This window comes from Streptosporangium nondiastaticum (genome assembly GCF_003011965.1).
GTDB classification, from domain to species: Bacteria; Actinomycetota; Actinomycetes; order Streptomycetales; family Streptomycetaceae; genus Streptomyces; species Streptomyces nondiastaticus.
Genome location: NZ_PXWG01000176.1, coordinates 1 through 12,239, shown reverse-complemented (window position 1 = coordinate 12,239; position 12,239 = coordinate 1). Strand labels below are relative to the sequence as shown.

The following is a 12,239-nucleotide window of genomic DNA, read 5'->3' as shown; positions in this document are numbered from 1 at the left end:
GCCGCTTCCACCGCGCCGACGGCGACGACGAAGGCCGCGGCCCCCGCCGCGCCCGCGGCCGCCACGGCCACCGGCCGCAGTCGCCGCCCCGTCCTGTGGAGCGCCCTCGCCCTCGTCACCGTCGCGGGCCTCGCGGCCGGCGCGTTCTTCCTGACCCAGGGACAGGCGGACGACGACGACACCTCCACCCAGGCCGCACCCAGTCAGGACGCCTCCGCGCACCCGAGCGGGAAAGCGAGCCCGAGCACGGCCCCGAAGCCGCCGCCGGCCGGCTACCACCTGGTGACGGAGAAGGAGGCCGGCATCTCCTTCCCCGTGCCCGACGGCTGGAAGCGCGGCAAGCTCAAGGACAGCGACGAGATCCTCTACGTCGACCCGAGCGGACTGGTCGGCCTGCGCGTCTCCGTCCTCGACCTCGCGAGCAGCGACCCCCTCCAGCGCTGGAAGGACGACGAGGCCAAGTCCCTCAGGGAGGGCAAGCTCCCCGGCTACACGCAGCTGCGCATGCAGAGCACGGAGTACCGCGGGATGCCCGCGGCGGTCTGGGAGTTCTCCTGGAAGGGCCGGGCGCGCGAGTACCGGGCCGCCGACCTCGGGTTCGGGCGCCCCGGCGAGAAGGAGTACGCGATCTACCTCTCCGCGCCCAAGGCCGACTGGCACAAGCACAGCCCGGTCTTCGACGCGGTCCGGGAAGGGTTCCGCGCCGACGCCCGCTGACCACCTCCGCCCCTCCCGCCGCTCCCCGCCGCCCGGCCCCCGCCCACTAGGGGTCCCGTCAGGGGCGAACCCTGATGCCGCGGCCCCCGTGGACATGTGACGATCAGTACATGACCGTCCCGCCCCGTCCGCAGCACGCCGACGCCCCGCCGCTGCGCAAGCTCTACCGCAGCGCCGAGGGCCGCATGTTCGGCGGTGTCGCGCGCGGGCTCGCCGGCCACCTGGGCCTGCCGGTGTCCTGGGTGCGCCTGGTCTTCGTCGCGCTGCTGCTGGCCCAGGGCATGGGCGCCGTGCTCTACGCGGTGTTCTGGTTCGTGGTGCCGCTCGGCGTGGGCGGCGTCGAGGCCCCGCGCCCGGTGCCCGCCGAGACGGCCCCCGACGGCCGCCGGCGCCTCCTGGCCCGCAAGCCGGACCGCGGGCAGGTCGTCGCCCTCGCCGCCCTGGTCATCGGCGCCGCGATCTTCGTGGACAACCTCCACCTCGGCCGCGCCAACGCCTACATCTGGCCGCTGCTGCTGGTCGGCGCCGGCGTCGCCCTCGTCTGGCGCCAGAGCGACAACGCCCGCCGGGCGCACTGGATGGAGGTCGGCCGCAGCAAGCGGGTCCTGCCGCTCGCGCGCGGTGCCGCCGGCGTCGCCCTCGCCGCCGCGGGCGTCACGGGCATCGTCGTCCTCCAGAGCTCCGCCGCCCACCTCGGCGCCGTCCTGCAGGCCTCCCTGGCCGTGCTGGTCGGCATAGCGCTGCTGGCCGGTCCCTCCGTCGTCCGCATGACCCAGGACCTCTCCGCCGAGCGCACGATGCGCATCCGCGCCCAGGAGCGCGCCGAGGTCGCGGCCCACGTCCACGACTCCGTCCTGCACACCCTCACCCTGATCCAGCGCAACGCCGAGGACGCCCGCGAGGTGGCCCGCCTGGCCCGTGCCCAGGAGCGCGAGCTGCGCGCCTGGCTGTACAAGCCGGAGGGCCGCGGGAAGGACGAGGCCGAGCAGCCCGACACCCTGGCCGAGGCCGTCAAGGCCGCCGCCGCCGAGGTCGAGGACCACCACGGCGTGCCCATCGAGGTGGTCGTCGTCGGCGACTGCCCGCTCGACGAGCGCCTCGCCGCCCAGATGCAAGCGGCCCGTGAGGCCATGGTCAACGCCGCCAAGTACGGTGGCGAGGGCGGCGCCGTCCAGGTGTACGCCGAGGTCGAGGGGCGTACGGTCTTTCTCTCCGTGCGCGACCGCGGCCCCGGCTTCGACCTGGACGCGGTGCCGGACGACCGCATGGGCGTCCGCGAGTCCATCATCGGCCGGATGCAGCGCAACGGCGGCACGGCCCGGCTGCGGTCCGTGCCCGGTGGGGGAACCGAAGTGGAGCTGGAAATGGAGAGGGCGGAGAACGCGTCATGACGACCGAAGAGACGGTGCAGCGCCACGCACGGGTCGTGCTGGTGGACGACCACCGCATGTTCCGTACGGGCGTGCAGGCCGAGATCGGGGCCACGGACCGGACGGGCGTCGAGGTCGTCGGCGAGGCCGCCGACGTCGACCAGGCGGTCACCGTCATCACCGCCACCCGCCCCGAGGTCGTCCTGCTCGACGTCCACCTGCCCGGCGGCGGCGGGGTCGAGGTGCTGCGCCGCAGCGCCTCCCTGATGGCCGACCCCGAGCGCCCGGTCCGCTTCCTCGCGCTGTCCGTCTCGGACGCCGCCGAGGACGTCATCGGCGTCATCCGCGGCGGCGCCCGCGGCTACGTCACCAAGACCATCACCGGCACGGACCTCGTCGACGCGATCTTCCGCGTGAAGGACGGCGACGCCGTCTTCTCCCCGCGGCTGGCCGGCTTCGTCCTCGACGCCTTCGCCTCCACCGACGCCCCGCCCGTCGACGAGGACCTCGACCGGCTCACCCAGCGCGAGCGCGAGGTGCTGCGCCTGATCGCCCGCGGCTACGCGTACAAGGAGATCGCCAAACAGCTCTTCATCTCGGTGAAGACCGTCGAGTCGCACGTCTCGGCGGTGCTGCGCAAGCTCCAGCTCTCCAACCGCCACGAGCTCACCCGCTGGGCGACCGCGCGCCGCCTGGTCTGACCCCTCCTGGTCCGGCCCCTCCTGGTCCGGCCCCGCCCGTCTGACCCCTCCGGGTCTGAACCCCGGCTTCCGGATTGTCCCCGGCAGCCGGGCCCGAATTCGGATAAGCGTGCGCCATACAGGGGACGGCGAGGAACCTCCGCGGCGCACCGGCCCTCTTGAACGGACGAGAGGCTCTCACTCACGCAGGGCCCCGGCCCCGCGCGGGGCCCGAGATCCGAAACGAGAGCCCGATGAGCCTGACGGGGACGCCCTTCCTCCTCACCACGGTCGCGCTGGTCGTCGTGGCCCTCGTCCTGCCCCTCGCCCTGTGGGGCAGGATCGGCGGCCCCAAGCCGCTGCGGCACGCGGCGCGGCTGCTCATGCTGCTGTTCGCCCAGGTCACCGCGATCGCCATGGTGTTCGTGATCGTCAACAACGCCAACGGCCTCTTCGACAACTGGGACGACCTCCTCGGCACCGGCGACCACGTACGGACCGCGGCCGACCTCGGCCCCGACGGCACCGGCGGCAAGAAGGTCGACGAGGAGCCCAGGCACCCGCAGAAGTTCACGCCCGCGTCCGACAAGCGGATGGGCCCCGGCGTCCAGGAGACCCAGTTCAAGGGCCACATATCGGGCGTCGAGGGCGAGGTCTACGTCTGGCTGCCGCCGCAGTACGACGACCCCGCGTACAAGGACAAGAAGTTCCCCGTCGTCGAGGTCCTCCCGGGCTTCCCGGGCTCGGCGAAGGCCTGGTTCGGCACGCTGGAGGTCAACACCCAGCTCAAGCCGATGATGGAGAAGGGCGAGGTCGAGCCCTTCATCATCGTGGCGCCCCGCACCACCCTCCTCGGCGACACCGACACCGGCTGCGCCAACATCCCCGGCAAGGTCAACGCCGACACCTGGCTGAGCGTCGACGTCCGCAAGATGGTCACGGACACCTTCCGCGCGCAGGAGAAGCCCGACGGCTGGGCCGTCGCGGGCTACTCGGCGGGCGCGCACTGCGCCGCCAAGCTGGCCGTCGCCCACCCCGACCGCTACCGCGCGGGCGTGAGCCTCTCCGGCTACAACGACCCCGTCGGGGAGCCCTCCTCGCTCACGGCGAAGTCGCCCGAGCTGCGCGAGGAGAACAACCCGCTGAAGATGCTCCAGCGCGCCAAGACGCCGCCGCACGTGGCGCTGTTCGTCTCCGGCGCGGAGGGCGACGGCTACCAGGGCGGCGTGGCGCTCAAGCAGGCGGCCAAGCCGCCGACGACCGTGCAGGTGACGAAGGTCCCCGCGGGCGCGGGCGGCCACGGCACGGCCGTGTGGAAGCGGCAGGTGCCCGACGTCTTCAAGTGGCTGACCCAGCAGATCAAGCCGTAGCCGTAGCCCGCCTCGGCGGGGCGGCCTCACTCAGGACGGGACGCCCCCGCGAACGGCATCTCGTCGACCGGCGCGACCCGTACCGGCGCGCCCGGGTGCGGGGCGTGGATCATCTTCCCGCCGCCGACGTAGAGCCCGACGTGGCTGATGCCGGAGTAGAAGAACACCAGGTCGCCGGGGGCGAGCGCGCTCCGGGAGACCCGCCGGCCCGCGTTGATCTGCGTGTACGTGGTGCGCGGCAGCGAGACGCCGGCCGCCTGCCAGGCGGCCTGGGTGAGGCCCGAGCAGTCGAAGGCGGCGGGGCCGGTCGCCCCCCACACGTAGGGCTTGCCGAGCGCGGCGTACGCGAACGCCACCGCCCGCGCGGCCCGCTCCGTGGGGGCCTGCACGCCGTCCCGCAGGTCGGAGCGGTCGGCCCGGACGGCCGCCGCGGCGCCGCGCACCGCGCCCGCGGCGTCCCCGCGCTCCACGGCGGCCCGCTCCTCGTCCGGCAGCTCGGCCAGCACGCGCCGCGCCTGCGCGAGCTTGCCCTCGACGGCGTGCTTGTGGCGGGCGAGATCGGCCTGCTCGTGCTTGAGCTCCGTGAGGCGGGCGCCGGCGGCCGTGCGGAGCTCCCGCACCTCCCGCACCTCGCGCTCGTACCGCGTGACGGCGACGGCCTGCCTGCTGCCCGCCTGGTGGGCGAGCGAGGCCCGCTCCAGGTACTGGCCGGGGGAGGAGGACAGGATCAGCTGCACGCTCGCCGGCATGCCGCCCTCGCGGTACTGGGCGGTGGCGTAGGAGCCCAGGGCGTTGCGGGCGGCGTTGAGCCGCTCGGTCCTGCGGGCGGCCTGGTCCCGCAGCTCCTCCAGGCCGGCCTCGGCCCGGTCGGCCTTCTCCTTGGCGCCGTTGTAGCGCTCGGTGGCCTCCTCGGCCTCCTGGTAGTACCGGTCGACCTGGGCTCTGAGCTGGGCCGTGGAAGCCGGGGGAGCGGCCTGCGCGGCGCCGCCCGCGACCGTGGCGGTGGCGGCGCCCGCGAGGGCGAGGCCGGCCGCGGTCCGAACGGTGCCGCTGGTGAGCGGGTGCTGCCTGGGCTTGCGGTGCGCTGCTGCCACGCCGGCCGTCACTTCCTTCCAGACCTGCTGTTCCTGCTCCGCCCGCGGGGCCGGGTGGCCGCCGCCGGACGGTGCCGGCGGCGGCCCGTCACGAGGGGGGATGCGCGCGGGCCGCCGCCGTCTGCGCCAGGACGCTATTCCGCAGGGTCACGCTCCAGAACGCGGATGACCGGTAGTGGATGAAATCGATCGGGCGGCACAGGGTGGTGATCATGTCGGCCCCGCCCCCGCGGAGGGATGCATGCCGCGCGTGACCGAAGTGGCGATTGCGCCCCACCTGGCTGCCGGTGGGTGATATGGCCCCGGCTAGGGTTCGGCCCCATGGACGTACTCATTCACGCCGTCGTCGGCCTGCACATCGTCGGCATCGGCGCGCTGCTCGGCGGCTTCATGACCCAGATGAAGGCCATGGGCAAGGGCGAGGCACGCATGGTGCCCGCCATGCTGCACGGCGCGCTGACCATGCTGGTCACCGGCGTGGCCCTGGTGGGCCTCCACCAGTCCCAGGACGACACCCTCAACATGGTCAAGATCGGCACCAAGCTGGCGCTGCTCGTCGTGATCCTCGGCCTCGTCTACGTCAAGCGCGACGACGAGAAGGTCCCGGCCCCGGTCTTCGGCACCGTGGGCGCGCTCACCGCGGCGAACATCTTCATCGCCGTGATGTGGGTGTGACCAGCGGCGGGCGCCGCCCCCGGCTGTGGGGGTGACCACTGTCGCCGGGAATCCGGGGCCGGGTGTCAGTGGGGCGGCCTAGACTCGGGAGGCGATGAGCAGCCTCTTTGACGACAGCTTCCTGGCGGACCTCGGCCCCGCGGACGAGGAGCACCCCCCGCCCCCGGAGGACGCGGCCCCGGAGCCGGTGCCGCACGACCTCTTCCAGGGCGCGTTCGACGTGCCCGTCCCCCGCGAGGCCTACTACCGCGACGGCGCCCACCGGCCCGTCGTGGACCCGGCCGCGCTGCTGGAGGGGATGAACGACCAGCAGCGCGCCGCCGTGGTGCACACGGGCTCCCCGCTGCTCATCGTCGCCGGCGCCGGCTCCGGCAAGACGCGCGTGCTCACCCACCGCATCGCCCACCTGCTCGGCTCCCGGCACGTGCACCCCGGCCAGATCCTCGCGATCACCTTCACCAACAAGGCCGCGGGCGAGATGAAGGAGCGCGTCGAGCAGCTCGTCGGCCCCCGCGCCAACGCCATGTGGGTGATGACGTTCCACAGCGCGTGCGTGCGGATCCTGCGCCGCGAGAGCAAGAAGCTCGGCTTCACCTCCTCCTTCTCGATCTACGACGCGGCCGACTCCAAGCGGCTCATGGCGCTCGTCTGCCGGGACCTCGACCTCGACCCGAAGAAGTTCCCGCCGAAGTCCTTCAGCGCGAAGATCTCCAACCTGAAGAACGAGCTCATCGACGAGGAGGCCTTCGCGGCACAGGCCGCGGACGGCTTCGAGAAGACGCTCGCCGAGGCGTACGCGATGTACCAGTCGCGGCTGCGCGAGGCCAACGCCCTCGACTTCGACGACATCATCATGACCACGGTGCACCTGCTCCAGGCCTTCCCCGACGTGGCCGAGCACTACCGCCGCCGCTTCCGGCACGTCCTGGTCGACGAGTACCAGGACACCAACCACGCGCAGTACACCCTGGTGCGCGAGCTCGTCGGCACCGCGGGCGACGGCATCACGCCCGAGGAGGGCCCGGCCGAGCTGTGCGTCGTCGGCGACGCCGACCAGTCGATCTACGCCTTCCGCGGCGCCACGATCCGCAACATCCTCCAGTTCGAGGAGGACTACCCCGACGCCACGACGATCCTCCTGGAGCAGAACTACCGCTCCACGCAGACGATCCTCAACGCCGCCAACGCCGTCATCGAGCGCAACGAGTCCCGCCGCCCGAAGAACCTGTGGACCGAGGCCGGCGCCGGCCCCGCCATCACCGGCTACGTCGCCGACACCGAGCACGACGAGGCCCAGTTCGTCGCCGACGAGATCGACCGCCTCACGGACGCCGGCGACGCCAAGGCTGGCGACGTCGCCGTCTTCTACCGCACCAACGCCCAGTCCCGCGTCTTCGAAGAGATCCTCATCCGCGTCGGCCTGCCCTACAAGGTCGTCGGCGGCGTGCGCTTCTACGAGCGCAAGGAGGTCCGCGACGTCCTGGCGTACCTGCGCGTCCTCGCCAACCCCGAGGACACCGTCCCGCTGCGCCGCATCCTCAACGTGCCCAAGCGCGGCATCGGCGAGCGCGCCGAGGCCATGATCGACGCCCTGTCGCTGCGCGAGAAGATCAGCTTCTCGCAGGCGCTGCGCCGCGTCGACGAGGCCTACGGCATGGCCGCCCGCTCGGCCAACGCGGTCAAGCGCTTCAACGTCCTGATGGAGGAGCTCCGCACGATCGTCGAGTCCGGCGCCGGCCCGGCCACGGTGCTGGAGGCGGTCCTGGAGCGCACCGGCTACCTCGCCGAGCTGCAGGCCTCCACCGACCCCCAGGACGAGACCCGCGTGGAGAACCTGCAGGAGCTCGCGGCCGTGGCCCTGGAGTTCGAGCAGGAGCGCGCCTCCGCGGAGGGCGCCGAGACGCCCGGCACGCTGGCCGAGTTCCTGGAGAAGGTCGCCCTCGTCGCCGACTCCGACCAGATCCCCGACGAGGACGCGGAAGGCACCGGCGTCATCACGCTGATGACGCTCCACACCGCGAAGGGCCTGGAGTTCCCCGTCGTCTTCCTCACCGGCATGGAGGACGGCGTCTTCCCGCACATGCGGGCCCTCGGCCAGACCAAGGAGCTGGAGGAGGAGCGGCGCCTCGCCTACGTGGGCATCACCCGCGCCCGCGAGCGGCTCTACCTGACGCGCGCGAGCATGCGCAGCGCCTGGGGCCAGCCCGCGTACAACCCGCCGTCGCGGTTCCTGGAGGAGATCCCGGACCAGTACGTGCAGTGGCGGCGCACCGGGCCCTCGAAGCCGTCGGCGTCGATGAGCTCGATCGGCTCGGGGAGCTCGGGCGGCGGCCTGGGCTCCGGGATCACCTCGGGCTTCACGTCGCGCAAGGCCGGCCCGTCCGGTTTCGCCACGCGCCGTGCCAAGGACCGGCCGGTGGTGGCGCTGGCCGTGGGCGACCGCGTCACGCACGACTCGTTCGGGCTCGGCACCGTCGTCGGCGTCAAGGGCAGCGGTGACAACGCCGAGGCCACGGTCGACTTCGGCGAGGAGAAGCCGAAGCGGCTGCTCCTGCGGTACGCGCCGGTCGAGAAGCTGTAGGAAGCCGTAGAGCTGCTGCGGCCCGTTGGCCCGCCCCGCCCCGGCCCGGCGGGCCGGGGCCGTTACGTCGGGTCGAAGCCGTGCGCCCGCAGCCACGGCAGCGGGTCGACGGCCGAGCCGCCGGGCCGCACCTCGAAGTGCAGGTGCGGGCCGGTGGAGTTGCCGGAGTTGCCGGAGTAGGCGATGACGTCACCGGCCTTGACCTGGCCGGACCGGAGCTTGGTGCTGCTCAGATGGCAGTACCAGGTCTCGACGCCGTCGGGCGAGGTCACTATGGCCATGTTCCCGTAGGCCACGTTGTACTGCGTGCGGACCGTGCCGTCCGTGGCGGCCATGACCGGGGTGCCGTAGGCGACGGGGAAGTCGATGCCGGTGTGCACGGACATCCAGTTGACGCCCGCCTGCCCGTACATGGCGCTGAGGCCGTGCTGCGTGACGGGGAGGGAGTACTTCGGCCGCTCGGCCTCCTTGCGGGCCGCCTCGTCCGCTTTACGTTTCTTCTCCGCTTCCTGGCGCGCCTTGAGGTCGATGCGCTCCTGGGTGCGGTTGGCGCGGGTCGCGAAGTCGTCGGCGCCGTGGCTGAGGCTCGCGAGCTGGGTGTCCAGCTTGCTGTTGGCCATGGCCGGTGCGGGGGCGTTGTCCGGGGCGGAGGCGGCCTGCGGCTTGCTGTCGCTCTGCCCGCCGGAGACGGTCGCGGCGGCGATCCCGGCGACCCCTATGACGGCGGCCGAGGGCACGGCGATGGTCAGCAGGGCCTTGCGGCGGGGGCGGTAGCCGGTGCGGGACGGGGCGCCCTTGCGGCGGCCGGCCCGCGAGTGGGCGTCACGGCTGCGGATCTCGCCGCCGTGGGCGCGGGCCTCGCCGGGGGTGTCGTCACCCGGGCCCGGGACGTCGTCGTCGCGGGACGGGGGAACGAAGAGCATGGCCTGCGTCTCGGCGTTCGCGACGGCACCGGCGGGGGAGAAGCCCCCCTCGGGGCCGGCCTGCGAGCCCGGGGCGGCGGACTCGGCCGCGGCCTCCAGCGCCGCTTCCATCGCCTCGATGCCGGAGAGGTCCGTCATGAGGGTCGGGGCGTGCTGCGGCTCGCCGGCCTCGGGGCCCTGCCCCGCGTCCGCGGCGGTGTACGCGCTGGTGTCCCAGATCTGGGTCTGCCCGGCGCCCGTGTCCCACTGGCTCCGGGCGCCGCCCGAGGTGTCCCACTGCCCGGAGGTGTCCCACTGCCCGGAGGTGTCCCACTGGCCCTGTGCGGCGGCCTGCCCGGCGCCGGTGTCCCAGGAGGAGAACTGCCCGGTGCCGCTGGTGTCCCAGCTCTGGCCCTGGGCCTGGCCCTGCGTGTGCGCCATCGACGGGTCGGCGGCGGGCTGCTGCGCGGAGAAGTCGCCCTGCCCGGTCATCTCCCAGTGCCCGGAGGTGTCGTAGGCACCGCCGGCGCCCCAGGCGCTCGGCGTCATGGCGCTGGTGTCCCACTGGCCCGTGGGGGGAGTCGCGATGGCGCCGGAGGTGTCCCACTGGCCGGTGGCGTCGGCCTGTCCGGTGTCCACGGCGGTGTAGGCGCTGAAGTCCCAGATCTGGGTCTGGCCGGTGGCGCCCCACTGGCTCGTGGTGCTGCTCCCCCAGGTCCCGTCCGGGGACTGCCCCCAGCCCGTGGTCTCCCACTGACCGCTGTCGTAGCCGTCGTACCCGGTGTAGTTGTGCGGGGCGCTCTGCTGACCGTACGACGCGTAGTGCCCGTAGGAGCCGTCCTGAGCGGGGACGGACGGGCCGGGGCCCGCCGCCGGGTGACGGTCGTTCACCACCACGTCTCTTTCGCCGAGGGAGGAGAATTAGCGGCGACTGTACCCGGCGGTACGGTACGGCGACAATCTTCGTCACGTTTCGGGCGGCGGGGGTCCGGGCATTTGGCCGCCTTTTGGCGGACTGAACCCCCGAAAACCGATTTGACGTTCGACTCGCGTTCGGTTTTCAGGCGACGGAAGCCGCTCCCGAAGCATCCTCCGCCGTTTCTTCCGTGGTCAGGGCCTGGCGTATGCCCGCCGCGACCTCCCAGTGCACGGGCAGTGCCAGGTGTCCCACGCCTGTCACCCGCACATTGCGCACGCTCAGATCCGGGTGGTCGATGCGCGCGCATTCCACGGGCACCATCAATTGGTCCAGGTCGCTCCAGAAACTGATGAAATGCGTTGCGCAATCCGGTGCGGGGCCCGCGAGTTCGGTGACGACGTCCGATCCCGGGCGCATCTGGCGCACCAGGGGATGGGCGGCCAGCAGGGAGGCCGCGCGCGTGCCGCCGTGCGGGGTGCCGAGCGTGACCAGGGTCCTGACGCGCGCGTCCCCGCCCATCCGCTGGACGTAGTACCGCGCGATCAGCCCGCCGAGGCTGTGCCCCACCACGTCGACCCGCTGCTGCCCGGTGCGGGCGCAGATGTCCTCCACATGCCGGCCGAGCAGCCGGGCCGCGGTGCGGATGTCGCAGGTCAGGGGCGAGTAGTTGAGGGATTCGACCTGCTTCCAGCCGTGCCGGCGCAGGGATCTGCGCAACAGCACGAAGACCGAACGGTTGTCGATGAAGCCGTGCAGTAACAGAACAGGCAGATGACCTTCTTGTTCTGTTTCGACGGATTCGTGCAGTGCGGGCGTGTCGGGCGTGTCGCCGGCGGCCGGAAGCGCGGGCAGCGCCCGCCGCGGCGGCGGCCGCTCCTGCACCACACCGGTCGGATACATCAGCAGATGACCGGTGAGTATCGCCAGCTCCAGCACCGAGGACCGCACGAGCGCGGTCGACGGCCGCAGCAGTGCGGCGAGGATGGTGATGAACGGCAGGGTTCTGGTCCTCATGGCCGGCCTCCCGAACGGCACCCGGGAAGCGCGGCTGTCGTCCCCCGTGTGCGCCCACGGGCAACTGCGCGCGGACGGCCGCACCGCTGTGCCGTGCGGCTGTCGGCACAGTGGTGCGGCGGCCTCACCCGCGGCTCCCCTCGCGACCGCCCGAAGACTCGCCACCCCGGCGACGCGGGTGGCTGGGCGACCCGTAAGACGCGGAAGCGCGCGGACGGTGCGTAGCGACGTGTTGTCCCACGTGTGATTTCCCCCTCGCTCCGCACCGCGAAACGGCCGCGTGCGGGATGCTGGAGATAACGTTCGTTCACATCCCTGGGCGCCGGTTACCGGCGGTCGTACATGGAGGCAGTGATGGGAGTGACCGGTCCGATCCGCGTAGTGGTGGCCAAGCCTGGGCTGGACGGCCATGACCGCGGCGCGAAGGTCATCGCGCGGGCGCTGCGCGACGCCGGCATGGAGGTCATCTACACCGGCCTCCACCAGACGCCCGAGCAGATCGTGGACACCGCCATCCAGGAGGACGCCGACGCGATCGGCCTGTCCATCCTCTCCGGCGCCCACAACACCCTCTTCGCCAAGGTCCTGGAGCTGCTGCGCGAGCGCGACGCGGAGGACATCAAGGTCTTCGGCGGCGGGATCATCCCCGAGGCGGACATCCCCCCGCTCAAGGAGCAGGGCGTCGCCGCGATCTTCACCCCCGGGGCCACGACGGCCTCGATCGTGGAGTGGGTCAACGCGAACGTCCGCCAGCCGACGGAGGCCTGACGGCGCCGCCCCCGCCTGACGCGGGGCGCCCCGCCGGGCCGGAGAGCTCGGCCAGCATCGTGGCGCGCAGCCGCAGCGTGCCCACGAGCCGCTGGAACGCCTCTTCCCAGTAGGCGCCGGCGCCGGCTGCGCCCGCGCCGGCCGCGGCG

12 protein-coding genes are annotated in these 12,239 nt (G+C 72.8%); 7 read left to right on the top strand and 5 right to left on the bottom strand.

Features of this window, described 5'->3' with window-relative positions; genetic code table 11:
* From B7P34_RS37825 to B7P34_RS32595, 4 genes are all read left to right on the top strand, one after another.
* Nucleotides 1-717: hypothetical protein (locus tag B7P34_RS37825; RefSeq protein WP_223268462.1), on the top strand; the 717-nt coding region annotated here is incomplete at its 5' end.
* Nucleotides 718-827: 110 nt separating this feature from the next.
* On the top strand, nucleotides 828-2,108 hold the full coding sequence (locus B7P34_RS32605) for an ATP-binding protein (RefSeq protein ID WP_106681781.1): 1,281 nt from the start codon (nucleotides 828-830) through the stop codon (nucleotides 2,106-2,108).
* Nucleotides 2,105-2,788: a LuxR C-terminal-related transcriptional regulator gene (locus B7P34_RS32600; protein WP_106681780.1), complete on the top strand. Its 684-nt coding sequence runs from the start codon at nucleotides 2,105-2,107 to the stop codon at nucleotides 2,786-2,788. Before B7P34_RS32605 ends, B7P34_RS32600 begins: the two co-directional genes overlap by 4 nt.
* A gap of 233 nt (nucleotides 2,789-3,021) precedes the next feature.
* Entirely contained in the window at nucleotides 3,022-4,137 is a 1,116-nt protein-coding gene (locus B7P34_RS32595) for an alpha/beta hydrolase (protein WP_106681779.1), read from the top strand.
* A gap of 26 nt (nucleotides 4,138-4,163) precedes the next feature.
* Here the strand turns inward: B7P34_RS32595 and B7P34_RS32590 are convergent, their stop codons facing one another.
* Nucleotides 4,164-5,231, bottom strand: coding sequence for a C40 family peptidase (locus tag B7P34_RS32590; RefSeq protein ID WP_223268461.1), 1,068 nt, complete (start codon nucleotides 5,229-5,231; stop codon nucleotides 4,164-4,166).
* 88 nt (nucleotides 5,232-5,319) lie between these two features.
* Entirely contained in the window at nucleotides 5,320-5,445 is a 126-nt protein-coding gene (locus B7P34_RS39530; RefSeq protein ID WP_286157533.1) for a hypothetical protein, read from the bottom strand.
* A gap of 107 nt (nucleotides 5,446-5,552) precedes the next feature.
* On the opposite strand from B7P34_RS39530, the gene B7P34_RS32585 reads away from it, so the two are divergent.
* Together B7P34_RS32585 and pcrA are read left to right on the top strand one after the other, a co-directional pair.
* Nucleotides 5,553-5,906 (top strand): hypothetical protein, encoded by a 354-nt coding sequence (locus B7P34_RS32585; RefSeq protein WP_106681777.1) that lies wholly within the window; start codon nucleotides 5,553-5,555, stop codon nucleotides 5,904-5,906.
* A gap of 298 nt (nucleotides 5,907-6,204) precedes the next feature.
* Nucleotides 6,205-8,487: a DNA helicase PcrA gene (gene pcrA, locus B7P34_RS32580; protein ID WP_223268463.1), complete on the top strand. Its 2,283-nt coding sequence runs from the start codon at nucleotides 6,205-6,207 to the stop codon at nucleotides 8,485-8,487.
* A gap of 62 nt (nucleotides 8,488-8,549) precedes the next feature.
* On the opposite strand, the gene B7P34_RS32575 is transcribed toward pcrA, so the two are convergent.
* Together B7P34_RS32575 and B7P34_RS32570 are read right to left on the bottom strand one after the other, a co-directional pair.
* The gene (locus tag B7P34_RS32575; RefSeq protein WP_223268460.1) at nucleotides 8,550-10,283 is read right to left on the bottom strand and encodes a M23 family metallopeptidase; all 1,734 of its coding nucleotides are present in this window, start codon (nucleotides 10,281-10,283) and stop codon (nucleotides 8,550-8,552) included.
* 166 nt (nucleotides 10,284-10,449) lie between these two features.
* Entirely contained in the window at nucleotides 10,450-11,343 is an 894-nt protein-coding gene (locus B7P34_RS32570) for a lipase family alpha/beta hydrolase (protein WP_223268459.1), read from the bottom strand.
* A 333-nt stretch (nucleotides 11,344-11,676) separates the two neighbouring features.
* On the opposite strand from B7P34_RS32570, the gene B7P34_RS32565 reads away from it, so the two are divergent.
* Nucleotides 11,677-12,090 carry a cobalamin B12-binding domain-containing protein gene (locus tag B7P34_RS32565; RefSeq protein WP_030368182.1) on the top strand — a complete coding sequence of 138 codons (414 nt, stop codon included), beginning with the start codon at nucleotides 11,677-11,679 and terminating at the stop codon, nucleotides 12,088-12,090.
* Here B7P34_RS32565 and B7P34_RS39020 read toward each other — a convergent pair.
* Nucleotides 12,056-12,239: hypothetical protein (locus tag B7P34_RS39020; RefSeq protein ID WP_146166995.1), on the bottom strand; the 184-nt coding region annotated here is incomplete at its 5' end. The genes B7P34_RS32565 and B7P34_RS39020 overlap by 35 nt on opposite strands.

Excerpts from the sequence above, each read along its gene's own strand:
- B7P34_RS32605 (WP_106681781.1), top strand. The coding sequence starts at position 828 with ATGACCGTCCCGCCCCGTCCGCAGCACGCCGACGCCCCGCCGCTGCGC.
- B7P34_RS32600 (WP_106681780.1), top strand. The coding sequence starts at position 2,105 with ATGACGACCGAAGAGACGGTGCAGCGCCACGCACGGGTCGTGCTGGTG.
- B7P34_RS32595 (WP_106681779.1), top strand. The coding sequence starts at position 3,022 with ATGAGCCTGACGGGGACGCCCTTCCTCCTCACCACGGTCGCGCTGGTC.
- B7P34_RS39530 (WP_286157533.1), bottom strand. The coding sequence starts at position 5,445 with ATGATCACCACCCTGTGCCGCCCGATCGATTTCATCCACTACCGGTCA.
- B7P34_RS32585 (WP_106681777.1), top strand. The coding sequence starts at position 5,553 with ATGGACGTACTCATTCACGCCGTCGTCGGCCTGCACATCGTCGGCATC.
- pcrA (WP_223268463.1), top strand. The coding sequence starts at position 6,205 with ATGAACGACCAGCAGCGCGCCGCCGTGGTGCACACGGGCTCCCCGCTG.
- B7P34_RS32565 (WP_030368182.1), top strand. The coding sequence starts at position 11,677 with ATGGGAGTGACCGGTCCGATCCGCGTAGTGGTGGCCAAGCCTGGGCTG.